Annotated in this window: 20 protein-coding genes; 16 read left to right on the top strand and 4 right to left on the bottom strand. The window is 43.6% G+C overall.

Features of this window, described 5'->3' with window-relative positions:
• Nucleotides 1–160: 160 nt before the first annotated feature.
• Together VGB26_07840 and VGB26_07835 are read right to left on the bottom strand one after the other, a co-directional pair.
• Nucleotides 161–850 (bottom strand): HAD family phosphatase, encoded by a 690-nt coding sequence (locus tag VGB26_07840; protein ID HEX9757698.1) that lies wholly within the window; start codon nucleotides 848–850, stop codon nucleotides 161–163.
• Nucleotides 851–864: 14 nt separating this feature from the next.
• Nucleotides 865–2,010, bottom strand: a complete 1,146-nt coding sequence (locus VGB26_07835; protein ID HEX9757697.1) for a M20/M25/M40 family metallo-hydrolase — start codon at nucleotides 2,008–2,010, stop codon at nucleotides 865–867.
• Nucleotides 2,011–2,141: 131 nt separating this feature from the next.
• Between VGB26_07835 and VGB26_07830 the strand changes: the two genes are divergently transcribed.
• From VGB26_07830 to VGB26_07810, 5 genes are all read left to right on the top strand, one after another.
• A complete protein-coding gene (locus VGB26_07830) occupies nucleotides 2,142–2,657 on the top strand; it encodes a gamma carbonic anhydrase family protein (protein HEX9757696.1) in 516 nt (171 codons plus the stop codon).
• A gap of 7 nt (nucleotides 2,658–2,664) precedes the next feature.
• Nucleotides 2,665–3,093 carry a DUF1284 domain-containing protein gene (locus VGB26_07825; GenBank protein HEX9757695.1) on the top strand — a complete coding sequence of 143 codons (429 nt, stop codon included), beginning with the start codon at nucleotides 2,665–2,667 and terminating at the stop codon, nucleotides 3,091–3,093.
• A 341-nt stretch (nucleotides 3,094–3,434) separates the two neighbouring features.
• Entirely contained in the window at nucleotides 3,435–3,725 is a 291-nt protein-coding gene (locus tag VGB26_07820) for a BolA family protein (GenBank protein HEX9757694.1), read from the top strand.
• A gap of 170 nt (nucleotides 3,726–3,895) precedes the next feature.
• The gene (locus VGB26_07815) at nucleotides 3,896–4,486 is read left to right on the top strand and encodes an iron-sulfur cluster assembly accessory protein (GenBank protein ID HEX9757693.1); all 591 of its coding nucleotides are present in this window, start codon (nucleotides 3,896–3,898) and stop codon (nucleotides 4,484–4,486) included.
• 87 nt (nucleotides 4,487–4,573) lie between these two features.
• A complete protein-coding gene (locus tag VGB26_07810; protein ID HEX9757692.1) occupies nucleotides 4,574–5,755 on the top strand; it encodes an ATP-grasp domain-containing protein in 1,182 nt (393 codons plus the stop codon).
• Between the two features lie 60 nt (nucleotides 5,756–5,815).
• Here the strand turns inward: VGB26_07810 and VGB26_07805 are convergent, their stop codons facing one another.
• Complete coding sequence (locus tag VGB26_07805) at nucleotides 5,816–7,258, bottom strand: CUAEP/CCAEP-tail radical SAM protein (GenBank protein HEX9757691.1); 1,443 nt, start codon at nucleotides 7,256–7,258, stop codon at nucleotides 5,816–5,818.
• A gap of 3 nt (nucleotides 7,259–7,261) precedes the next feature.
• Nucleotides 7,262–8,620 carry a hypothetical protein gene (locus VGB26_07800; protein HEX9757690.1) on the bottom strand — a complete coding sequence of 453 codons (1,359 nt, stop codon included), beginning with the start codon at nucleotides 8,618–8,620 and terminating at the stop codon, nucleotides 7,262–7,264.
• 494 nt (nucleotides 8,621–9,114) lie between these two features.
• On the opposite strand from VGB26_07800, the gene glnA reads away from it, so the two are divergent.
• The 11 genes from glnA to VGB26_07745 all read left to right on the top strand — a co-directional run bounded on the left by glnA (nucleotide 9,115) and on the right by VGB26_07745 (nucleotide 23,828).
• On the top strand, nucleotides 9,115–10,527 hold the full coding sequence (gene glnA / locus VGB26_07795; GenBank protein HEX9757689.1) for a type I glutamate--ammonia ligase: 1,413 nt from the start codon (nucleotides 9,115–9,117) through the stop codon (nucleotides 10,525–10,527).
• A gap of 183 nt (nucleotides 10,528–10,710) precedes the next feature.
• Nucleotides 10,711–12,288: a nif-specific transcriptional activator NifA gene (gene nifA / locus VGB26_07790; GenBank protein HEX9757688.1), complete on the top strand. Its 1,578-nt coding sequence runs from the start codon at nucleotides 10,711–10,713 to the stop codon at nucleotides 12,286–12,288.
• Between the two features lie 240 nt (nucleotides 12,289–12,528).
• A complete protein-coding gene (locus VGB26_07785) occupies nucleotides 12,529–13,098 on the top strand; it encodes a sigma factor-like helix-turn-helix DNA-binding protein (protein ID HEX9757687.1) in 570 nt (189 codons plus the stop codon).
• Between the two features lie 3 nt (nucleotides 13,099–13,101).
• Nucleotides 13,102–14,229: a molybdopterin-dependent oxidoreductase gene (locus VGB26_07780; GenBank protein ID HEX9757686.1), complete on the top strand. Its 1,128-nt coding sequence runs from the start codon at nucleotides 13,102–13,104 to the stop codon at nucleotides 14,227–14,229.
• A 51-nt stretch (nucleotides 14,230–14,280) separates the two neighbouring features.
• Entirely contained in the window at nucleotides 14,281–14,598 is a 318-nt protein-coding gene (locus tag VGB26_07775; protein HEX9757685.1) for a P-II family nitrogen regulator, read from the top strand.
• Between the two features lie 30 nt (nucleotides 14,599–14,628).
• A complete protein-coding gene (locus VGB26_07770) occupies nucleotides 14,629–17,874 on the top strand; it encodes an FAD-dependent oxidoreductase (GenBank protein HEX9757684.1) in 3,246 nt (1,081 codons plus the stop codon).
• Nucleotides 17,875–17,877: 3 nt separating this feature from the next.
• Complete coding sequence (locus VGB26_07765) at nucleotides 17,878–18,231, top strand: P-II family nitrogen regulator (protein ID HEX9757683.1); 354 nt, start codon at nucleotides 17,878–17,880, stop codon at nucleotides 18,229–18,231.
• A gap of 205 nt (nucleotides 18,232–18,436) precedes the next feature.
• Nucleotides 18,437–19,906, top strand: coding sequence for a NarK family nitrate/nitrite MFS transporter (locus tag VGB26_07760; protein HEX9757682.1), 1,470 nt, complete (start codon nucleotides 18,437–18,439; stop codon nucleotides 19,904–19,906).
• A 24-nt stretch (nucleotides 19,907–19,930) separates the two neighbouring features.
• Nucleotides 19,931–21,637, top strand: coding sequence for a protein kinase (locus VGB26_07755; protein ID HEX9757681.1), 1,707 nt, complete (start codon nucleotides 19,931–19,933; stop codon nucleotides 21,635–21,637).
• A gap of 543 nt (nucleotides 21,638–22,180) precedes the next feature.
• Nucleotides 22,181–23,443 carry an ammonium transporter gene (locus VGB26_07750; protein ID HEX9757680.1) on the top strand — a complete coding sequence of 421 codons (1,263 nt, stop codon included), beginning with the start codon at nucleotides 22,181–22,183 and terminating at the stop codon, nucleotides 23,441–23,443.
• A gap of 46 nt (nucleotides 23,444–23,489) precedes the next feature.
• Nucleotides 23,490–23,828, top strand: coding sequence for a P-II family nitrogen regulator (locus tag VGB26_07745; protein ID HEX9757679.1), 339 nt, complete (start codon nucleotides 23,490–23,492; stop codon nucleotides 23,826–23,828).
• Nucleotides 23,829–24,071 lie beyond the last annotated feature (243 nt).

Genomic DNA, 24,071 nt, shown 5'->3' with positions numbered 1-24,071 from the left:
CATCAAATACATCTGCTCTTGTGCATACGGCCGAAAATGATAGCCCATAACAGCCCTCCATCGGTTGATTATGAAGCTCTATTTTACAGAAAAGCAGCATGACCGCAAAGTGAAAAATAGGGGTTTGTCGGACAGGCTCTTAAACCCTATGTTTGGGGGGTTATTCGGGGAAGAGCTTTTCCAACTCTTCAAATTGAAGATTTTCAAGGGTGGAAACGATTTTTTCCGCTTTGTTTAATTTTTCTTTCGGATAACTGTTGGTGACGGCCAAACATTTCATTCCCGCTCCGTGAGCCGCATCCACTCCGGCCCATGAGTCTTCAATTACCAAGCATTCTTTAGCGCGAATTCCAGGGGCAAATCGTGGAACCTTTAGGTTGAGAGCGTAAAGCGCTTTTTGAAACCCTTCCGGATCGGGTTTTCCCTCCAGAACATCATCTGCACTGATAATGACCGGAAAAAGAGAAAGAAGATCTGCTTTTTTTAATATCAAATTTATTTCAGAGCGTAAAGCCCCTGATGTCATTGCTAATTTATAACGCAAGTCCGACTGTTTAATGAAATCCACGACCCCGGGAAAATAGGTGAGATTTTCCTGTATGGCCTGTTCATAATATTTTGCTTTTCGTCGAATTAAATCGTGAATTTTTTCCTCTGTGAGATCTTTTTGATTTGCTTTGTACACCTCTTCAAAGCACCCCCGGTCATCCAGCCCTAGATAAATGTCATAGTAATCCTTTTTGGTCAGTGTAATGGTTTCTTCCTTTAAAACCTTTTGAAACATCTGAAGGTGAATCGGTTCATCATCAGCGATAATGCCATTGAAATCGAAAATGAGGGCTTTGAGCATAGTTCTCTTTTCTTTTAACCTTTCGCGTGAAGTTTTAAAATTTCTTCCACAATCGAAGCTGTTCTGCACATTTCTGGAATATCCAGCCATTCGTTAACCGTATGAATATCATGCATTCCGGTACCCAGGTTTGCGACTTGAAAACCCCTTTGGTTAAGTGCACTGGCATCACATCCGCCCCCCATCTTCCGTGTTTCAATATTTTGTCCTAAATTGTGCGCGGCATTCAAGACCAATTGAACGATGGGGGAGTCGTCTTGGATATCGATCCGTTCGTAATCACGCCATACTTTTTCTTCTAAACGAGAAATATGAGTAATGCCGTCGACAACAACGGAATGTCGGCCAACCGCGTCCTGCAAGCATTTCCGCATATGCTTGGTTTGGGCAGAAAGCTTTTCATTGCTGTGACTTCTCGCCTCGGCCTTAATAAAAACCTGTTTGGCAACGATGTTGGGGGCTAACCCCCCTTGAATAACCCCGATATTGGCTGTGGTGTCCTCATCTAATCTACCCAGGCGCATGTTGGCTATGGCCTCACTGGCAATTTGAATGGCGTTCAGCCCTCTTTCAGGGCACATTCCGGCATGAGCCTCCAAGCCATGAACCGTAAACTCCATCCTGTCGGAGGCAGGTGCTTTTGTAAAAAGTATTCCCGCGGCATCACTGTCAAATACTAAACCGAAACGGGATTTAAGAAGGGAGATATCGAGATTTTTGGCCCCCTGGAGGCCATCTTCCTCACAAATGGTGAAGACCAATTCTAAATCCCCATGGGGAATATTTTCCTCCTGAAGGGAGCGGATAGCCTCACAGACAATTGCAATCCCTGATTTGTCGTCACCGCCTAAAACGGTGGTTCCATCCGTTCGGATGGTATCTTCATCGATTCTGGGTTTAATTCCTTCTCCGGGTTGAACCGTATCCATATGGGCAGATAAAAGAAATGGGGAAGCCTTTTGACCCGATCCTTTAAAATGGGCAACAAGATTTCCGATACTCCCGTTTATTTTCTCTCCTGCTTTATCAAAAACAACGTTTGCCCCCATTGTTTCCAGGTCATTTTTTAAGCGCAAGGCCACCTTCCGTTCTTTTCGGGAAGGGCTGTCAATTCGGATGAGGTCTAAAAGATGTTGTACCAAGCGGTCCCGTTGAATCATGAAAGGCTCCAAAAAATGGATATGTTACACCAAAACGTTATTAAATATAACAAAAAATCTATTTGTTTACAAAAGGGTTTGCAGAGAAATGGCCTTATAATGTAAAGTATCCCCAAATTGGGGAGGAACATATGATTCGGCCTTTTAAGGGGATTATCCCAAAAATCCATCCCTCTGTTTTTGTAGAGGAGAGCGCCATTGTCATTGGAGATGTGGAAATTGGGGAATCGTCCAGTGTTTGGTTTAACAGCGTTATTCGGGGAGATGTGAACTACATTCGAATCGGCCATTGGACCAATATTCAAGATCTGTCTATGCTTCATGTCACCAAGGACATTTACCCGTTGTTTGTGGGAAATGAGGTGACGGTTGGACATAGTGTGACTTTGCATGGTTGTACGATCAAAGACCGGTGTTTAATTGGGATGGGGGCGTCGGTTTTAGATGGTGCCATTGTGGGAGAGGAGAGTATGATCGGAGCCGGGGCGTTAGTGGGAGAAAAAGCGGTGATTCCCCCAAGGATTTTAGCCGTTGGCGTTCCCGCCAAACCTAAGCGTGATTTGACGGAGAAGGAACTTGCTTTCTTAAAAACCTCCGCACAGAATTATGCTCAATATGCGCAGCTTTATATGAATGACCAACCCTAAAAAGACAATGACCAGTCCCATTAAAATTCGAGGCCATACACTTTTATGCTTTCAAGGATTTCGGGGAGAGGGGTATTCTCGTGAATTTGTCGACAACATGGCCACTATTCACACTCAACTGAACAAAGACCCCACCTTAAAAGTTCTCGTCATCGATTCCCCGGATGTGGTTTGTTCATCCTGTCCAAACTTAAAAAACCATGAATGCCACCTTCATGGGAAAGGTTCCGAAGAAGGAATGGTTGTTCAGGATAGGGATGTCATGAATCGATTGGGAATCAAGAAGGGTGAAACCCTTTCGTGGGGTGAAATCTTAACCCGGATTAACCAAAAAATACGGGGAGAAATGCTCTCTAAGATTTGTGGAAAATGCCCGTGGTTGCCGTTGGGGTATTGTAAAGAGGGGATCCATCATTTGGGAGAATTATCCAATTAAAAAATTCCCTAAAGCCTCACCCCTTAAAATTTAAAATTAAGGTTCATGGCGGGAAAAAGATTTTCTTTTCAAGAGAACTCTTTTCCTCAATAAAAAGTTTCAGGCATTTAAAATTTTTTTTCTTCGGGGAAGGAAAAAAACCAGATATTCCTTAGGAATCAACATTGCAATGATTTATTTTTTGTTTTATTATATTCGTAATATTAGGGTGGAAATACTTTTTTTTGAGAGCCCGCGGGGAAAAGAATGAGTAGCTATTATTTTTTGAAGTAGAAAAAAATGAGGAAAAATTCAAGCGATTTTCTTTTCAATAAACTAATTTCAAGTTCAGGAGTCTGATTGTGAGTGAGAGTTCTAAAAGAACAAAAGGAAAAATTGAGGGGATCGTAAAAGAAAAATTTTTCCCCAAGCATCTGGAAATTGAGGATGAAACCTGGCGGCATGCGGGGCATGCGGGGGCGGTTTCCGGAAAAGGGCATTTTAATATGATCGTGGTTTCGGAACAGTTTGAGGGGGTGAACCTTTTAGATCGTAACCGCATGGTTTTTTGTGCCCTTGAAAAAGAAATGGAAGAGGAGATTCACGCCCTGTCTTTAAAGGCTTTTTCGCCATCGGAGTGGAAAAAAGAGTAAGCTTTACTTCTATCTAATTTTTTTCTTTTTAATCCCGAATAGGAGCTTGAAAGGTGCAAAAAATAAGTTTTGACCTTGCATTGGGTGTAAAAAAGGGGCATAATGTTGATTGAAATCAAGTTTTAATGTATCCTTTTCCTTTTTCCATACCAAGATTCTAGGAGGTTAAGATGATCAAAATAACTGAAATCGCTAGGGAAAAAGTCCTTGCGGCCATGGAAGCCGAAAAGCGTGAGAGGCAGGCCCTTCGGGTGACCGTAAAGAACGGGGGAACGGTTAACGTTCAGTATGGCCTGATGTTTGATGAAGAAGCAAAGAAAGAGCCAAACGATGCAGTTGTAGATGGCGGGGGTTTTAATCTTTTAATTGACGCGAAAAGTGTGCCTTTTCTGGAAGAGGCAACCGTTGATTATGTCAGTAATTTGAATGGAAGCGGGTTTAAAATTACCACCCCGGCAGCACCCGAACTTCCAACACCTGACCTTTCCACCCCAGAGGCCCAAGCGGTTCAAAAGGTTATTATTGAAAAAATCAACCCGGGTGTGGCTTCCCATGGAGGAAATGTAACACTGGTTGATGTGAAAGACGGAATGGCTTATCTTCGCCTGGGGGGTGGTTGCCAGGGTTGCGGGATGGTGGATGTGACCTTGAAACAGGGAATTGAGGTTATGATTAAAGAAAGCGTTCCTGCCATCAAAGGCGTCTTAGATATCACCGATCATGCGGGTGGTAGCAATCCTTACTACCAGCCCAGCAAATAAACCAAACTTTTCTTTTCCCTCCCTTCAGTGATGCGGAGGCTTTTACTCCTCATACCAAGCACATCCTATAAGACCCACCCTTTCCTTATGGCCGCGCGGCGGATTGGGGTTGAAGTCGTGGTGGGCTCCAATCGACGCCAGGTTTTGGAGGATTACTCCCACGGGGGAACCCTCACCCTTAATTTTCGAGACACTGAAATAGGAACACAGCAAATTGTTGACTATGCGAAGGAACATGCTTTAGAAGCGATTGTCTCGGTTGACGATGAGACCTTGGTCTTAGCCGCTAAGGCATCTTCTGTCCTTGGTCTTCCTCATAATTCTCTTGAATCCATTTTTTCCATTCGAAATAAATTCCGAATGAGGGAAAAAATTTTCAAAGCGGGATTGCCCTCCCCCGAATTTCACCTTTTTTCTATCCATAAAAATCCTGAACAATTGAGTTCACAGGTTAATTTTCCCTGTGTTCTGAAACCGACCTTTTTAGCAGCCAGCCGTGGGGTAATCCGAGCCAACCATCCGAAGGAATTTAAACAGGCTTTTCACAGAATTAAAAGCATCCTGAAGGACCCTGAGGTGAAGTCCTTGGGTGGCGAATCAGCGGATGAAATCCTCGTTGAGGATTATATCCCCGGGCAAGAAGTAGCTTTGGAGGGGTTAATGATGAAGGGGGAACTTCAGGTATTGGCACTGTTTGATAAACCGGATCCACTGGAGGGACCTTTTTTTGAGGAGACCATTTATGTAACGCCTTCCCGATTACCCCCATTTGTGCAGGAACAGGTTGTTCAAAATATCTTTCGTTCCGCTCAAGCCCTTGGCCTAATGGAAGGGCCTATTCATGCCGAGTTGAGATTCAATGAAAATGGGTCCTGGTTGGTAGAACTTTCCCCAAGAACCATTGGGGGCCTTTGTTCCCGAACATTGCGTTTTGGTACGGGGTTGACCCTCGAGGAAATAGTTTTAAGACACGCCCTTCGTTTGCCAATTAACTCCATGGAGAGGGAAAAAAAGGCTTCTGGTGTGATGATGATTCCCATTCCCAAGTCGGGTATTTTAAAAAAAATTACAGGAAAAGAGAAAGCCAAAAAAGTCCTAGGGGTAGAAGAGGTGAGTTTTCTGATCCCAACGGGTCAGCAAGTCATCTCCCTTCCTGAGGGTCACCGGTATCTTGGATTTATTTTCGCCCGGGGGGAAACCCCCGCTCAGGTGGAGTCCTCACTTCGAGAAGCCCACCGAAACCTTGAAATTTTAATTGACCCCGCCTAATAACCTCCTTAACCTTTCTTTTTTCAAAAGTTATAAAAAAACAGGGGAGAAAAAAGGGAATCAAATTTTCAGTTCTTCGATGGAACGAAGTTGGTTTTCCATGGGTTCTGCACAACAGAACCAAGATTCGGTCAAACGGGGAGGGCGTTTACGCGGGGCGGGGGTGGATAGTTGAAATTCCCTGGGAGATCGATGCTCCTTAAATGAAATGGCCAGTTCCCGTATCCGGTGGAACGTTATTAGGGGGTCTTCTTCAGTTTGGGTGGCGGCTTCCACCACATGGGCTGCTTTTTTCTGGAGGGTTTCCATTCTGGGATCTGGGTGGTTCCATTGATAACTGAAATTTTCCTGAATTAAAGGGCCCAAAAATGGTTTTAAAGAGGGATTTGAAAGAAGAGATGAACCCGGAGGAATCAGCAATCGAATAGTATATTGAACAGGGTCGATATTGTCGATGAGTTCTTGTTCTTCTACAAAATTCAGCATGAAAATGTAGTCATCGAGGGTTTCCCAAGGGGTGAAAGAGACCAGTGAGGGTCTCATGGGGATTTTTATCTTTCGGAGGATGGATAGGGCCTCGATAATATCCTTCCGGGTGTGGTTTTTCTTTAATTGATTGAGAACCGTATCACTGAGGGATTCAACCGCGGAAATCATAAAAATGCAGCCCTTTTCAGAAAATTCTGGAAATATTTCTTTGTTCTTAATGATATGTTCAACTTTTGCTGTAAAATCGAAAGTAAGATGGGGAAATTCCTGATGTAAGGCCCTAACTATTTTTAAGGAATGACGGGGGCCATTTAAAAAGTCTGGGTCACCGAAGGTAATGTGTGTTGCTCCCGCCTTAACCTGCTGACGGATATCCTCCAATACGACCTCCTGTGGAATTAAAAAGAACCGACCATTATAAACAGGAGGAATGGGGCAGTGCAGACAAAGATGTTTGCACCCTCGGCTGGTTTCTACATATCCCACCAAACGGTGAGAACCGTTTTCTTCCAAAGAGGCGTATTTCCCAAGTTCCGGAAGAAGCTCTCTTTTAGGTTGAGTAAATGAAAGGTGATCAAGAAAAGGAGACGAGAAAGATGTTTTATGGCTCACCCCTTTGATGGGGGTAGTGGTCCCTTTCTCCAAGGTTTTTATCAAATGGACCAAGGGAATTTCAAATTCCCCCCCAATTACAAAATCCGCCACATGTTTTAAAAGATATTCTGAATTTAGGGAAGCATACAGCCCATAAAAACAAATATAACAGTGGGGATTGATTTCACGAATCCGCTTGGCGACTTGAACACCTAACCGAAGGGCGGTATGCATGGGAACCGATATTCCAACAAAATGAGCCTTCCCCACTCGTTCAGGATCCAGAGGATCAACCGATGTGTCAATGGCATCAGGTTGGTACTCTGCTTTTTCCAAAAAACCTATGGGGAGAGCCAGCGCAAAGGGTTGATGGCCCAGCTCATAGCAGGAAATGAGTAAGATTTCTCCAAAAGCTTTCATGGTTTAGAGTACCCCCGGAAAGGAATCATGTTTCAACTGATCGTTACCCAGTAAGTCAGGCTTGGCCAAAGGTTCTCCTCTTTCTATGGGGGGACTTAACCCCACCTGGTCAAGGTCACACCAGCTTTTCCCTGTTTGCAAAAGTATGGGCGTTTCAAGGTTAAGGAAAAAATCGGATGGGATTGTTTTCGGTAATATACCATCGGTAACAAATTTGGCCCTCTTGGTTACCTGGGGTTCCCCTATACGCTTTCGGGTTCCCCAAGCCACAAGGGCGGTTTCACAGGTTGGGTCTTGGTTGTGGTTTTTTCCTGCAAAAGCTACATCTCTTTCGATATTAAAATGGTATTTCATCATGACTTCCTCAAAAAGCATAGCCACATCTTCAAATTCGTTGGAGTAGTTATAATTATCATTGGCAGCATCGGGTTCGAAAAAAGAGCCTACCAAGACGGGTGTATAGTTTTTCTGTGTTGGGGAGGCGGTTGCCCCATGGTATAAAACACGGGCCAAATCCTTCAATTCCTTGGAGGTCAGCTGAAAATTTTTATCCAGGTGCGACGAAATCCGTTTTTCCTGGAGGTTATCCATGGCATTTTTAATTAGAAAACTCGAATCTAATTGGCTGATTTGTCCTGGCGGAAAAAAATCGTTTGCGTGAGCAAGCTCATGATAAAGAATATGGGCTATCAGATAAAAAATATCGTGAAGGTTTCTTTCCAAAGAACTGTCTAGGGAAATTATTTCATAGGCTTTTTCATATTGGGTTCCCCCGGCATTCTTTTTTACATAACGGGCCAAGGGGACCAATGGGAGTTCCAACCCGAAACCGATTCGAAAATCCTCTTTTTTATTGATGGTTGCCTTTTCTTCGTTGGTGAGCCAGAGATGACCAGGATCAAGATAAATTGCTCCGGTGATCCAATAGTATGAAGGTCTCACATCATTATCGATGACCACCGCGGTGACTGCTTTCAACAGAGTAAGAATATCGGGAGGAAGTTTTTCAAGAATTTCCCTAAACCGTTGGCCCATCCAATCATGGGATACCACCACCCTATCCATGATATCGTCAACGGTGGGTTGTTCCTTTTCCTGTCCAATTAAGGGTAATTTAGATAGTGTGCAGGTTTCTTGATCGGTTGTGGCAGCGATGCAGGGGATAATTACCCCACTATAGGGTCCGGCAGAATTTACCGCTTTAAGGTCCGAGAAAGGTCCTTTGGTTATCCCGGATGGAATCTCCATAAATGATTGGTCATTACTAGAACCACACCCAGCCATTAGAAAAGAGAACAGAAGAAAACCTATATAATTGAATTTTTTAATTAAATCCCTTTTATAGGGTGCAAAATTTTTCAATGGGAGAACCTTTTTTAAAGAAATATACATACAGATTAGCTTTTTTGAATTCTGTGTGTCAACGGATTTAAAATCTTTGTTTTTTCAGTAATTTATATCCATTTGGAGAAGGTGTGTTTTAATAAAAAATGATCAATTTTTTTTCGGGACCTCTTTTTGTCTAATGAATATTGAATAAAGAAAATTTCTTGACAAAGGTTTTCTTTTTATGATAAATGTTCCATGTTCAATACAAAGCAGTGTTGATTTAGACAGTGGCGTCTTTTGGGTCAGCAAGGTCCAGGAGGCGTTTTTTTTTGTGATTTTAGGGGTTTCTGAGGAATGGCGCGGTTGTTTTCTGCGAGGAACCGACATTTGTGTGGGACCCTGTGAATCGTTTTGGGGTGTTGATCTTTAATTGAGGTATATGCTATGAATATGGCCATTATTTTTAAGGTTTTGTGAGATCTGGATGGTCTTACATTTATAAAGGATAAAAAAGAGAGGAGGAAGCAATGACGCCCAAGGAAGTTTTAGAATTTGCAAAAAAACAAAAAGCCGTGATGGCGGATTTAAAGTTCGTTGATCTGTTGGGAACATGGCAGCATTTTTCTGTGCCCATCCATGAAATTGAAGAGGCCATATTTAAAGAAGGGTCAGGTTTTGACGGTTCCAGTATTCGCGGTTGGAAAGCCATCGATTCAAGCGATATGTTGGTGATTCCTGATCCCAACACGGCGGTGATGGATCCCTTTACGGAAATTCCCACACTTTCCCTAGTTTGTAACATTAAAGATCCGATTACGAAAGAATGGTATTCAAGGGATCCCCGATATATTGCCCAAAAAGCCGAGGCCTATCTGAAGGCGAGCAAGATTGGGGATGTGGCTTATTTTGGTCCAGAGGCCGAATTTTTTATTTTTGATAACATCCGTTTTGACCAGACTGCAAATAGCGGGTATTACTTCGTGGATTCTAGTGAAGGGGTTTGGAATACGGGTCGAGAAGAGAATCCAAATTTGGGGTATAAACCCAGGCACAAAGAAGGGTATTTTCCTGTAGCCCCTACAGATTCCTTCCAGGATCTTCGGTCCGAAATGGTTATCGAAATGGAAAAATTTGGTTTGATTGTAGAGAAACAACACCATGAAGTGGCTACCGCTGGCCAGGCAGAAATTGATATGCGGTATGGGGCGTTGCTTCAAATGGCGGATATGCTAATGGCGTACAAGTATATCGTCAAAAATGTTGCTAGGCGCCATAATAAAACAGCCACGTTTATGCCAAAACCCATTTTTGCGGATAACGGTTCAGGAATGCATACCCATCAAAGCATTTGGAAAGGAGGAAAACCCCTCTTTGCCGGAAATGAATACGCGGGAATGAGCCAGCTTGGGCTGTATTATATTGGTGGAATCCTCAAACACGCTCCTGCCCTTGCAGCCCTTACGAACCCCACCACCAATTCCTATAAACGTTTAACCCCTGGGTTCGAAGCCCCCGTAAACCTGGTGTATTCAAACAGGAACAGGAGTGCAGGGATCCGGATTCCGATGTATTCGGATAGTCCCAAGGCAAAACGGATTGAGGTTCGATTCCCTGACGCAATGTGCAATCCCTATTTAGCATTTTCAGCCATGCTCATGGCGGGAATTGATGGGATTGAGAATAAAATTGATCCCGGGTTGCCCATGGAGAAAGACCTGTATTCAATGGCACCCGAGGAGTTAGCAGATGTCCCCAATATGCCGGGATCCCTTGACGAAGCCTTGAATGCCTTGGAGAGAGATCATGCTTTTCTAACCAAGGGAGATGTTTTTACACCAGAGATGATTGAAACCTGGTTGGATTATAAAAGAACCAAGGAAGTGGATCAATTGAGGTTAAGGCCTCATCCTTTTGAGTTTTTCCTCTATTATGACGGTTAAAAATAGCCGCGTTTCCCGATGGGGAAGTGGAGGAAAACCAGGGAGGATAAAATAAGCAAAGGATACGCTGAAGTATCCCGGTTTTTTGGCGAAGGTGCCAGTTTAGGTTTTTAACTGGCACCTTTATTTTTTTATATTAACAGAATGGGTGAATTTTTTTAACCCCAATAAAAGGGATTTGAGATGATTCAAAAAGTTGAAATCAATGAAGACAAAATTTTAGAGCTTACCGCCCTTTATGAAATCAGTAAAACCATGTCTTATTCCTTAAACTTAGAGGGAACTTGCCGGAGAATCATGGAAATCTTGTCCACTATTTTAGGAATGAGGCGGGGAACCTTGACACTTTTAAACCCAACCACAAAGGAATTAAACATAGAGGTGGCATATGGGTTGACCAACGAAGAAAAGGCCCGGGGAAAATTCCGTATTGGGGAGGGAATTACGGGAAAGGTTTTTGAACAACAAGAACCGATGGTTATTCCCGATATCGGTAAAGAGCCCCTTTTTTTAAACCGCACCCGCTCACGGGGAGATATTGAAAAACAAAACATTGCATTTCTATGTGTTCCGGTTCGGGTCAAGGGAGAAACCATTGGGGTTCTCAGTGCGGACCGTTTGTTTGGGGAAAGAATCTCTTTGGAGGAAGATTTAAGGGTGTTAACCATTATCGCTTCTTTAATTGGCCAAACCGTAAAACTGAATCAAATCATTGATGATGAAAAGAAAGAGCTCATAGAGCAAAATCAAACCCTTCAAGAAGCCTTAAGGGCAAAATATCAATTTAAGAACCTTGTGGGGCAAAGCAAGCGGATGCAGGATGTATATGAGGCAATCCATCGGGTGAGTCAAAGCAAAGCCACCGTTTTATTAAGAGGCGAAAGCGGAACCGGGAAAGAACTCATTGCCCATGCGATTCATTATAACAGTCCCCGTAAAGATAACCCCTTTATTAAATTAAATTGCGCAGCTTTCCCTGAAACCCTACTTGAAAGCGAGCTCTTTGGCCATGAAAAAGGTTCCTTTACCGGTGCGATCGCGCGCCGAGAGGGGCGGTTTTTCTTAGCCCATGAAGGAACCCTGTTTTTAGATGAAATCAGTGAAATTCCCATGTCGATGCAGGTAAAACTCCTTCGAGTTTTACAAGAGAGAAAATTTGAGCGTGTTGGAGGGGCCGATACCCTGCACGTGGATATTCGATTGATTGCCGCGACCAACCGGGATTTGGAACGGGCGGTGAAAGAAGGAAATTTCCGGGAAGATCTCTATTTTCGCCTTAATGTGGTCCCTATTTTTATTCCCCCTCTTCGTGACAGGAGAGACGATATCTCTGTTTTAATCGAGCATTTTTTGAAACGGTTTAATTTAGAAAACCAAAAAGGCGTTCGGTTTTCTTCAAAGGCTTTAGACCTGTTTTTGGCCTACCCCTGGCCAGGAAATGTGCGGGAACTTGAAAATGCCATTGAACGTGTGGTGGTGATGAGCCAAAACAGGGTGGTCCAAGTCGAAGATGTTAAACCCATTCTTTCACTTTCCTTGGTTCAAACCGAAGGGCCACTAGTCCCGGAGAAACAAGAGATGTCCTCTTTGCCAGAAAAAGTTGTATCTATTGAACGTGCTCAGATTATACAGGCGTTAGAAAAATGCGGATGGGTTCAAACGAGGGCGGCGAAGCTATTAGGTTTAACCCCAAGACAAATGGGGTACCGAATTATTAAATATGGAATTCTCCCTAAAACACAAGGTCGGACACATATGTAATCTTTGCTACACAATTGTTGGTCGGTGGAAAGGGCTTCCGTGCGTTTTATTTATTATTAAAAACCTATTATAGTTTTTATCGACGAGCTTTCTTTTATTTTTTTAAAAAAAGTAATTTGGTATCCGTATTGCACTATTAATAATGCTAGGTGGTTTGGTTTGAAAGGCAATGGCGCCTCTTTTCAGAAGAGGCTCTTTTTTTTTCTATGCTCCCAGAAGATATTGAAACTTGTATAAACCATGAAATGGGACCGTGAAAAGGTTAATTGGATTCTTTGTTTATATATACAGGATGGATCCTATTCTAAGGTGGGAAAAAGATTGGGTTTAAGTCGTGAACGGGTTCGGCAAATTTTAAGATATGGGGAGAGAAAAGGGTGGGTTTGGGTTGGAACCCCACCAAGGGATTTTCGAATAAAAAGGCAAAGCCTACTAAATCAATTTTCAAACCAAAACGTAATCGAATCCATTTGTCAAAATGGAGGGAAGGGAAGAACAGCCCGTATTTTAGGAATCGGGGATAGGGATTTTAATTGGCTTTGTTCCTATTATGGAATCGAATGGCGAATTTACTATCAAGAATATCGTAAAAAAGAGATTTTAAAAAAATTCATGAAATTCCGGTTAAAGGAAGAATCCCTTCCCAGCTCCTATTACCTCCAACGGCAACGTGGAGGGAAAACCTTATATCACCAAATAATATCCTGCTTTAGAAGTTACAAGAATTTACTTGAATTTGTGTCTGTTGAACCTAAAAAAAGCCCGTATTTAATGGAATTTCTCAAAGAGCGGGTTGGGGGAGTTAAGTAGGAAATGCGTGAAGGAGTCATTTATCCAAAATTTGCTGAGAAATTTTTCCGGATCGATTTCGAGGCCAGTCCAATGCCTGTTTTGTCTTTATATCCCATTCCCAACCCAGTGGAATTGGAAAAATTGAAGGTGGAGCTATGTGGCCTTGAGGAACACCCAAAGGCAATACCTTGGGTTTTATTCAAAAATATTCCACGTGTAAAATTAAAGGTTCCTCTCATCTGCCAAATTTTTAATTGGTCAGAAATGGTGGAATGGGAGGGAGTGAGGTTAGTTGATGTTCTTGACTATTTTAGAATGGAAACCCATCCAGAGGGATTCTATGCCATTCATTCAAGAGATGGTGTTTATTTTGAAACCCTCTCTCGGGATGAGGCAAGGGATCCAAGAGTCTTGCTTGCCTATGGTCTGAATGGGTCGCCTCTTCCCGAGGCCCATGGGGGGCCTCTTCGTCTAGTGGTCCCATTTCTCCAGGGGTATAAAAGTGTGAAATGGGTGGGGGCCATTAGGGCTTATCGGAATGACCCTTATGGGATAAAACGGCTTTTGGGTCAAAGCCCCAGTGCCCAATTAAATGAAACCTGGAGAGAACGGTATGAGATAAAGGTCCCCAAAGGAAAGGCGGGTGATCCTCCTCTCCTGTCTCAAAAACCTCCCCCACCCGTTGAAATCCCACAACTGACCATTTCAAAGTTTGGAAAGGTTCAGGGGAAGATCATTTTACACGAAAAGGATAAAAAGGGGAAAGCCCTTCCCACAAAAAAAGCCACCTTGTGTGAGGTTTTGGCGGTTTTAAGGGTTGGAAAACGCGAAGCAACGCGAAAAGCCCTGGATCAGGTCGGAATTTCCGCTTACACGATTTATGAGGGGTTAGGGCGAAGCCGTCAGCGGGGGTTAAAATTTAAACCTCAAGGTGAGGGGGGCCAAAATGGAGAAGCGGTGATAACGTTTCTTCCCAAGGAAATTTTAACGGTTCTGGTGGAATCAACTAAAGTTCAAGCAGTTATCGAGGCAATCATGAAAACCAATCGGACGGGAAAAGGGCAGCCTGGAGATGGTAAGGTTTTTGTTTTGGAAATGGATGAAGTTCTCCGAATTAGTACCAATGAGGAAGGTCTTTCAGCCATTTAAGATAATGTTAGTTTTATTCCTTTTTTTGAGGAAAGCTAAGAGTTTTTCACCATGAAAATGATTCGGGCGATTATACGCCCTGAAAAAGAAAATGAGGTCCTATCCCACCTGGAAGGGGAAGGATTCTTTGCTGTGACCAAGTTTCCTGTATTAGGGTGCGGGAGACAACGGGGGGTTCAGGTCGGGCCATTTACCTATGATGAACTTTCTAAATTAATGTTGATTCTTGTTGTGGAGGACCAGGACTACGAGCGTGCCGTTCTTGCCATTGAAAAAGGGGGGCATACCGGAAATCCCGGTGATGGAAAAATCTTTACCCAAGATGTGCGGGATGTGTTTACGGTTCAAACGGGATCAAAGGAACTTTAATTCCACTCCTTTCATTTGGAGGATAAAATATTGAGGATAAAGGAATCGGGCAGTCAAAAACGGCTGGTGGTCATTGGGAATGGAATGGCAGGGGTTGCCGCCGTTGAGCAGGTTTTAAAAATTCGCAAGGATTTCAATATCATTATTTTTGGTGAGGAACCCCATGTGAACTATAACCGCATTCTTCTTTCTGATGTTTTAGCTGGGAAATATTCAAAAGATAAAATTTATTTAAACACCCGCCAGTGGTATGAAGAGAACCAAATTGACTTGCGAACGGGGTTGAAAATAAAAGCCATCGAACCGGCTTCCAAAACCGTAGTGGACGCATCGGGAAAGGTGACTTCTTACGGAAAACTTCTCATTGCCATCGGTGGAAGACCGGTGATTCCCCCAATTCAGGGGGTAGATAAAAATGGGGTGTTTGTTTTCCGAAACCTTCAGGATACCCAAGAAATTTTACAGTGTGCCCCTGAGGTTAAAAACGCTGTTGTGATCGGAGGGGGATTGTTGGGGCTGGAGGCGGCCCGGGCCATGACCCATCACGGCTTGTCCGTTACGGTGGTCCATTTAATGACCCATCTCATGGAACAGCAGTTGGACCTTACAGCTGGAAATATCTTAAGGCGGGAAATAGAAAGAATGGGTATTCGGGTAATGCTGAATGCGACCGCTATAAAAATTTTTGGCGATGACCATCCGGAAGGAGTACAGCTGAAGGACGGGCATAAAATCCCTGCTGAAATGGTCCTTATTTGTGCAGGGATTCGTCCCGATTTAGAACTGGCCAACTCCGCTGGTCTTCAAACGAATAAAGGGATTGTGGTCAATGATCAATTGCAAACCAGTTTCCCGGATATTTACGCGGTAGGGGACGTTATCGAGCACCGGGAAAAGATTTATGGGTTGGTGGCTCCTTTACACGATCAGGCCAAGGTGGTGGCTGACCAGCTTGTTGGCGATAAAAAATTACAATACGAAGGAACAGTCTGTGCAACGACACTGAAGGTTGCAGGAATAAAACTTACCTCTGCTGGGGTCTTTGAGGAAAAACCAGTTCAAGAAACCGTTGTCTATATGGATACCCAATCAGCCGTTTATAAAAAACTTGTTTTTGATCAAAACCGGTTGGTGGGAATGATTTTATTGGGAGACAATCAAGATGGACAGCGGTTGTTTCAAATTATTAATTCCCAAGAGGATGTGTCGGCCACGAAATCAGAGGTCGAGCAAATGATTCTTAAGCAGCCGGGAATTAAAACCTCCCCTGGATTGAGTATTTTGGACCAAATGCCGGATTCAGAGGTGGTCTGCAATTGTCACAGCGTAACCAAGGGAACGATTCTTTCCGCCATTCGAGGAAAAGGGATCAAAACCCGGGGGGGAATTGCCGCCGATACCCAAGCGACAACCGGATGTGGAAGCTGTACTCAATTGGTGGAGGATCTTTTGTCGAATTCGGATAAGGTTAAAACAGAATTAAAACCGGTTTCTCAAAAGAACCAAACATTTCCCTTGGAACCGGTTTTAGAGGAAAAACCGACTCTGGGATACCCTGAAGTATACCCTAAATCGCTAAATTTGGAACGAATCAAACAGGAAGGACTGGGATTGGATTTTGAAAGGATTCGTCAAAAAGGGGTGATGGCTTTGACAGAGGATGATTACTACCGTTTAAAGACGTACGGTGTGTGCAGCCAAAAACATCCCGGCTATTTTATGGTCCGTATTCGAATTCCAGGAGGTTTTTTGAATGTTAGACAGTTGATGGGCTTGGCAGATCTGGCGGACATTCATGGGCGTGGAAGAGCACATTTCACCACCCGCCAAAATCTGGAGCTCCACTGGGTCCGTGTGGAAGAGGTACCCGAGATTTGGGAAAAATTGGGTGCCATAGGACTTTCGACCCGTTCTGCATGTGGTCACACATTGCGAAACGTGGTGGCCTGCCCTCATGGAAATATTAGTGAGGAAGGAATATTGGATGTTTTACCATTTGCAAAAGCAATCAGTGACCATTTCATCCAACGCTCTGATTGGATCAATCCAAAGATGCCAAATCGTCTTAATATATATTTAGCTGGATGTCCTCAATGTGCCCCCGATGTCCAGATCAACGATATTGGTTTTGTAGCTGTTAAACGGCCAGGTGGGCATGATCTTGAAGAAGAAACTGGTTTTGAAGTATGGGCGGGGGGAAGTTTAGGAGCTCACCCCATCCTAGGAATCAAACTAAGTGATTTCATTTCAAAGGAAGATGTTTTGGCTGCCTGTCAAACTATTTTTTACCTGCACACTCAATATGGAAACCGGAACAAAGCAAAGTCCAGATTGAAGTGGTTATTGGATCAATGGGGGCCTGTAAAATTTACAAAAGCATTTGAGAAGGTTTTCGAGAAAAAAAGGACACTCCCGGAAAATAAATTGTTAATGGAGTCGTTGTCAGAACGTGGAGGTTCTATCCCAGGTCCCCATATAAAACTAAAGCCGAACTTTACTCTCTCCTATGATCCATTTTCCCTACCGCCAGGATGTTATCCCCAAAAGCAGCGAGGGTATGTGTGGATGAAAGCGGGTGCTCCTCTCGGAGAGTTTCGTTCGGATCAACTTCGGGAGCTTGGGAAAATATCCAAACGTTTTGGAAACGGGGAAATTTATCTTACAACCGAACAGGCTGCAGAATTGCATTGGGTCCGCACGGACAAAATGAAAAAAGCGCTTCGCACCCTTGAGAAAAATGAACTTCGCCCAATCGCCGAAGCCGCTGGACCGAAATTGCTGGCCTGTCCCGGGACCGAATTTTGTGTTCTGGCTGTGACCAATGCCCAGGGTGCTGCAAGAGAAATTCTCCGGAACTATCAACCTAACGGTTCCGAAAAGGCTGATCTCCTTAAAAAGATTTCCATTCATATTTCGGGATGTCCCAATAGCTGCGCAAAACATCAAGTGGCAGACATCGGTTTGGCAGGAACTTTTTCCTCCCAAGAAGATGGTTCACGGTTTTCCTATTTATTATTTCTGGGTGGCGCGATGGAAAATGGGGTTCGATTGGGGCAAATGGTTCGAAAAGGGATTACCGAAGACCAACTGATTCCTGAAATTGATGCTTTGCTGGATATAATTTTGGACAATGGAAAACCTGATGAACCTTTCCGGGATGTGGTAGAGCGAATGGGCCCTTCAACGTTCGCCAACCTTCTGGAGTCAAAATGGAATTCCTCAAAATCAGAATCTTTTAAACCTGTACCCATGGAGTTGGATTTAGCGGAGGTATAAAGAATGAAACTGATTCAAGCCATCATCCGGCCCGAGAAAGAAAAATCCGTCCTCAACAGTTTAGGAAAAGCTGGGATTCATGGGTTTACAAGGTGGGATGCGATGGGGCGGGGACGGCAAAAAGGAATTCAAGTGGGCCCGGTTCGATATGAAGAGATTTCTAAAATTTGGTTAATGGTGGTTGTGGATGAAAGCCTAGTTCATCGGGCCTTAGAGACCATTAAGATTGCGGCTCAAACGGGTAATCCGGGGGATGGAAAAATTTTCATTTCTTCATTAACTGAGGTCCGAACCATCAGTGCCTCGCCCCATGGTGGGGAGCCCTCTTTAAAAATTAAACCTACAATAAAGTCATAGTTCAAACATCTTTGTCTTACCTTCTGGTTATACCCCCTTCCTTTTAAAGTCTGTTCTTACATTAAATTGTCGTCGGTAAAACCACTCCTTTCAAAGAAAAAGACTCGTGGCATGATTTTTGTAGTACAAGGTAATTCTATAAACATTTACCCATAACCAAATTTAAGATAAATGATGAAGCCATTTGTTAGGGGGAGACCATGCCATGTCTGAAATAAAATTTAACCTGTTTACTTTTACGGGAAAGGTTCGAACCTTACATCTGACCTGGGTTGCTTTTTTCTTAACCTTTTTCGTGTGGTTTAACCACGCCCCTTTGATGGCATCCATGCGGGAGGCCTTGAACCTGACAGACCAGCAAGTGAAGCTCCTATTAATTCTCAATGTTGCTCTAACCATTCCAGCGCGGATTATTATTGGGATGCTGGTAGATGCATTCGGGCCCCGGCGCATGTATTCTTTATTGCTGTTTATTTCTAGTTTTCTCTGTTTTGGATTCGCCATTGCGGATAATTTTGAACAAATGGCCCTGATGCGTTTTCTTCTTGGTTTTGTGGGTGCTGGGTTTGTGATTGGCATCCGAATGATCAGCGAATGGTTTCCTGCCAAGCAGGTTGGCCTTGCAGAGGGAATTTATGGGGGTTGGGGGAATTTTGGCTCTGCTGCAGCTGCTTTGTCCCTTCCAACCATAGCCTTGGCTTTTGGAGGGCCTAGTGGATGGCGATACGCTATAGCCTTGACTGGAATTTTTGCCCTGATCTATTCAATTATTTATTTCTTCAGTGTAACGGATACGCCTCAAGGGTCAACCTACTTTAAACCCAAAAGAAATGGTGCCTTGGAGGTTACCAGTAAGGGGGATTTCTTTTTGTACCTGATCATGAATATACCCATGTATGGGGCCTTGGCTGTTTTGGCCTGGAAATTGGGTCCTGTAAACCTTCACCTTCTTAGTCTTGGCATGACCAATTTGATTTATTTGGTGTTAGTGGGTATGTATATTTTTCAAACCGTCAGGATTTATCAAATCAACCAACATGTTTTTGCAGAACCCGCTCCTCAATTAGAACGCTATAAGTTTAAGCAGGTGGCCGTTTTGGATCTAGCTTATCTCGTGACATTTGGATCGGAATTGGCGGTGGTTTCCATGCTTCCTCTTTTCTTTAAAGATACCTTTGGAATTTCCCTGGTGGCTGCGGGTTTGCTAGCCTCGGGTTATGCTTTTATGAATCTTTTTGCTCGGCCGGGGGGAGGGCTCATCAGTGATAAGTTTGGTCGGAAGCGAGCATTGGTTATGCTTTTAATTGGATTGGCTGCAGGGTATTTTCTGATGAGTATGATTAATTCCAATTGGCCAGTTTTCCTGGCCGTGTTCATCACCATGGCATGTTCTTTTTTTGTGCAATCGGGGGAAGGCGCCGTATTCGCAATGGTGCCCCTGGTAAGGCGACGGCTCACGGGCCAGGTTGCCGGAATGGCTGGGGCATATGGCAATGTAGGGGCGGTGAGTTTTTTGACGCTTCTTTCCTTTGTTTCCCCTCAAGTGTTTTTCTTGGTGATTGCCGTGGCGGCAGTATTGACTTTGGGTGTTGTCACCGTTTTCCTGGAAGATCCCCAGGGACATATGGTAGAAGTTTTACCAGATGGGACCGTTCAAATAATTGAGGTTACCTGATGGTTAAATTGGGTTGAAAGACCAATGAGTGCTTCATTAAAAGTAAAAGTAGGGCAATCCAGCGATGCAGGGGTCAAAAACAAAAATGATGACTCCTGTGGCATTTACATTCCTGAAGTGCCCCTTTTGACGACAAAGGGAATCGTCGCCGTTATCGCGGACGGAATGAGCAGCAGCGAAGCGGGGAGGGAGGCCGCTGAAGCTTGTGTTCTTGGTTTTTTATCCGATTATTTCAGTACTCCTGAATCATGGTCCGTCAAAAAATCCGGAGGCAAGGTATTGTCCGCGCTCAACCGGTGGCTTTATGGGCAAGGCCAAAAACTCCATGGTTCATGCCGGGGAATGGTTACCACCTTAAGTATCCTTGTGGTTAAATCCACGACCGCTTACCTTTTTCATGTTGGGGACACACGCATTTATCGGTTCCGGGGAAATGATTTCGAATGTCTTACCCGAGATCACCGGGCTTTATTGTCCGCTGACAAACATCATCTAACTCGGGCAATGGGAATCGAATTAGAGTTAGCGATAGATTGCTGTACCATCCCGGTGGAAAAAGGAGACCTTTTTTTGCTAACCACCGATGGTGTTCACGATTACATTTCACCTCAGGAACTAAAAGAAATTCTAAAAAAAATTGATGACCCGGAATTAACGGTCCGTGAAATTATTGGTCGCGCACTGATGAATGGAAGCGGTGATAACCTGACCTGCCAAATGGTTCGAGTGGATCGACTTCCTCTGGAAAATAAAATGGATCTCTATGAGAAGCTGACGGAGCTTCCATTTCCCCCTTCTCTGGAGCCGGGGATGAGTTTAGATGGATATCGGGTTCTCCGAGAGCTTCATTCGAGCAACCGTGTTCAAATTTATTTGGCTTGTGACATTGAAACCGCCCAGGAGGTGGTCCTTAAAACCCCATCGGTTAATTTTGAAGATGATCCTGAGTACATTGAGCGGTTTTTGCAGGAGGAGTGGATTGGAAGACGGATTCACTCCTCTCATGTATTGAAAATTCTTCCACACCATCGTCCACGAAGCTTTTTGTATTACGTGACCGAACGGATCCCAGGCCAGACCCTACGGCAGTGGATGGTGGATCACCCCCGTCCCGCCCTTACACAGGTGCGTTCCATCGTGGAGCAAATTGCGTTAGGCCTGTATGCCTTTCACCGTCTGGAAATGTTTCATCAAGATTTAAAGCCAGACAATATAATGATCGATGAACATGATACGGTAAAAATCATTGATTTTGGTTCAACAAAGATCGCTGGTTTAGAGGAAATTGCGGTTCCTTGGAGTCGAAATCCCGGAGGTGGTACCCTTCATTACATGGCCCCTGAATGTTTAAAAAGAATCATGAGCACAGAGCAATCGGACCTTTATTCTTTGGGAGTGATTACCTATGAAATGTTAACAGGAAAACTGCCTTTTGACGAAACCTTTTTATCTTCTCATAAAAATCAATCGGTTTTTATCCCCGTTATGATCCATAACCAAAATATACCCGTTTGGGTAAACGGGGCCATCCAAAAAGCAGTGGAAAAAGATCCAAAAAAACGTTATGAAAATATTTCAAAATTTATTTATGATTTATCACACCCCAACGCTGTTTTTCTATCGAATGTTTCAAAGCCCCTGCTAGATAAAAACCCAGTTTTCTTTTGGAAAATCTTTACCGTTTTACTTCTAATCATCAACCTAATACTTTTATTTTTGCTTGTTCCATAAAGCCAAACCCCCCAAAAAAAACTTTTGATTTAAGCCCCTGTTGAACCTAATTCTTTTTTTCTAGGAAGGATAAAAAAATAAGACAATTTTGTAGTTAATGACAAAATTGTTTGTTAAAGTAAAAATCATTAAAAACCAATCAGTTCTAAAACGTGATTTTGTGAAAGTTCAAAAATTATACAATTTTGTAGTTTTATTTAATTTCTCCAATAATAATTATTTCCGAGAATCATTAGATAATATTAATATAACTTATTGAATTATATAGGTTTAAAATTTTATATCTTTTTTAAAAGTGTGTTGGCACAGAGATTGCGTATTAGTGAGTTTATATTGGGTTGTGATTATCTTTTTTTTGGCAATGGCGCCATTCAACCATTTAGATTTGAATGGCGTTTTTTTTATTAATTAGCAAACGGTATAAAGTTTTAGGTAAGAAATCTTGAAAAATTTAAGGAGGAACTGTCAATGTTTAACTTTCCCTTTCAAAAAACAATGACCAGAGGATTTAAACTTGAAAAGATTTTCCTTTGGTTAATTTTCATGATAATTTTTTTTCCTGGGAGTGCCATTGCCCAAGAAGAGGCACAAATCAGTGCGGGTGATACCGCATGGATGTTAACCGCGACGGCATTGGTCTTATTTATGACCATCCCGGGGCTGTCCCTCTTTTATGCCGGGATGGTTCGAAGTAAAAATGTTCTGTCGGTTTTAATGCAATGTTTTGCAATTACATCTTTAATGACGGTCCTATGGGTTATTTATGGTTATAGTATTGCTTTTGGGGGTGAGGGGGCCTATTGGGGTGGACTTAGCAAAATGTTTTTAAAAGGAATTGGCGTGGATACATTGAGCGGGACGATTCCTGAGACGGTATTTATGACCTTTCAGATGACGTTTGCCATTATTACTCCCGCCCTAATCGTAGGGGCCTTTGCGGAGCGCATGAAATTCTCCGCCATGCTGGTTTTTATGGCCATTTGGTTAACCATTGTTTATGCTCCCATCACCCATTGGGTTTGGGGCGAGGGTGGTTGGCTGGGTGGAAAAGGAATTTTGGACTTTGCGGGGGGTACCGTGGTTCACATCAATGCGGGGATTGCGGGGTTGGTCGCTGCACTTGTGTTGGGAAAACGAAAAGGTTATCCCAATACCGCAATGCCCCCACATAACTTGACCTTAACGGTTGTTGGCGCGTCCATGCTTTGGGTGGGCTGGTTTGGTTTCAACGCGGGAAGTGAACTCGCAGCCGATGGGGTAGCGGGGATGGCAATGGCGGTCACCCAAATTGCAACGGCTACCGCAGCCCTTGGGTGGATGTTTAGCGAATGGCTTGCTCATGGAAAGCCCAGTGTTTTGGGAATTGCTTCAGGAGCAGTGGCTGGTTTGGTTGCGATTACACCGGCTTCTGGGGCCGTTGGTCCCATGGGAGCCCTCATCATTGGGGCAGTGGCCGGAGTGGGGTGTTTCATCGCTGCTACCAAGATAAAGCGTGCATTGGGTTACGATGACTCCTTGGATGTATTTGGAGTTCACGCCATTGGGGGTATTATTGGGGCAATCCTTACGGGGGTGTTCTGTGCAGAAAGTTTGGGTGGAGCCGGTTTCGGTGACGGTATTTCGGGAATTGGTGGTCAAGTGGTTGTTCAATTTACCGGGGTAATGGCCACCATTATATATACCGGCATCGTTAGCCTCATTATCTTGAAGGTGGTTGATGTCATCATGGGGCTGCGTGTGAGTGAAGAAGAAGAGACTGAGGGTCTGGATATTTCCCAACACCAAGAAAAAGGCTATATACTCTAATGGCTGTTTGGCCGAGAGAGGCGATGAGGCAAGGAGGATTTCTAACATGAAAAAAATTGAAGCAATTATTAAACCGTTTAAATTGGAAGAGGTCAAGGAAGCCCTGACCGATATTGGGGTTCAGGGGATGACTGTAACCGAAGTTAAAGGTTTTGGAAGACAAAAAGGACATAAGGAAATATATCGGGGAGCTGAGTATACCGTTGATTTCCTTCCAAAGGTGAAAATTGAAGTGGTTGTATCTTCCAATCAATTGGATCAGGTAGTGGAAACCATTATTCGCTCAGCAAAAACCGGAACCATTGGTGATGGCAAAATCTTTGTAACCGATCTAACTGAAATGATCCGGATTAGAACAGGTGAGAAAGGAGATTCTGCGTTATAGGAAGTGGTTATTGAAAAAATCTTTTTTCTTTATTTGGTGAATCCCGATTTGATTAAAAAAAGGGGGGACGATTGAGTCCCCCTTTTTTTTGGGGGAGCTTTCAGGTACTGTCAAGTATTTTGTGTGAATTTAGTGAACCAGTGTAATCTATGATTCACCCTGCCCACCGGCGTTTTCCTCCAAGCCAGCTCCATCTTTAATGCAATAAAAGCCAGAAGTCTGTAACAAGAACTTTCTCCTGCC

The organism is Nitrospiria bacterium (assembly GCA_036397255.1).
Lineage (GTDB): Bacteria > Nitrospirota > Nitrospiria > DASWJH01 > DASWJH01 > DASWJH01.
Note: the sequence above shows the minus strand (reverse complement) of the source record. Positions and strands in the feature narration are given on the sequence as shown.

Excerpts from the sequence above, each read along its gene's own strand:
- VGB26_07840 (HEX9757698.1), bottom strand. The coding sequence starts at position 850 with ATGCTCAAAGCCCTCATTTTCGATTTCAATGGCATTATCGCTGATGAT.
- VGB26_07810 (HEX9757692.1), top strand. The coding sequence starts at position 4,574 with ATGGCCGCGCGGCGGATTGGGGTTGAAGTCGTGGTGGGCTCCAATCGA.
- VGB26_07815 (HEX9757693.1), top strand. The coding sequence starts at position 3,896 with ATGATCAAAATAACTGAAATCGCTAGGGAAAAAGTCCTTGCGGCCATG.
- nifA (HEX9757688.1), top strand. The coding sequence starts at position 10,711 with ATGATTCAAAAAGTTGAAATCAATGAAGACAAAATTTTAGAGCTTACC.
- VGB26_07785 (HEX9757687.1), top strand. The coding sequence starts at position 12,529 with ATGAAATGGGACCGTGAAAAGGTTAATTGGATTCTTTGTTTATATATA.
- VGB26_07830 (HEX9757696.1), top strand. The coding sequence starts at position 2,142 with ATGATTCGGCCTTTTAAGGGGATTATCCCAAAAATCCATCCCTCTGTT.
- VGB26_07760 (HEX9757682.1), top strand. The coding sequence starts at position 18,437 with ATGTCTGAAATAAAATTTAACCTGTTTACTTTTACGGGAAAGGTTCGA.
- VGB26_07745 (HEX9757679.1), top strand. The coding sequence starts at position 23,490 with ATGAAAAAAATTGAAGCAATTATTAAACCGTTTAAATTGGAAGAGGTC.
- VGB26_07755 (HEX9757681.1), top strand. The coding sequence starts at position 19,931 with ATGAGTGCTTCATTAAAAGTAAAAGTAGGGCAATCCAGCGATGCAGGG.
- glnA (HEX9757689.1), top strand. The coding sequence starts at position 9,115 with ATGACGCCCAAGGAAGTTTTAGAATTTGCAAAAAAACAAAAAGCCGTG.
- VGB26_07825 (HEX9757695.1), top strand. The coding sequence starts at position 2,665 with ATGACCAGTCCCATTAAAATTCGAGGCCATACACTTTTATGCTTTCAA.
- VGB26_07835 (HEX9757697.1), bottom strand. The coding sequence starts at position 2,010 with ATGATTCAACGGGACCGCTTGGTACAACATCTTTTAGACCTCATCCGA.
- VGB26_07765 (HEX9757683.1), top strand. The coding sequence starts at position 17,878 with ATGAAACTGATTCAAGCCATCATCCGGCCCGAGAAAGAAAAATCCGTC.
- VGB26_07750 (HEX9757680.1), top strand. The coding sequence starts at position 22,181 with ATGATAATTTTTTTTCCTGGGAGTGCCATTGCCCAAGAAGAGGCACAA.
- VGB26_07805 (HEX9757691.1), bottom strand. The coding sequence starts at position 7,258 with ATGAAAGCTTTTGGAGAAATCTTACTCATTTCCTGCTATGAGCTGGGC.
- VGB26_07780 (HEX9757686.1), top strand. The coding sequence starts at position 13,102 with ATGCGTGAAGGAGTCATTTATCCAAAATTTGCTGAGAAATTTTTCCGG.
- VGB26_07775 (HEX9757685.1), top strand. The coding sequence starts at position 14,281 with ATGAAAATGATTCGGGCGATTATACGCCCTGAAAAAGAAAATGAGGTC.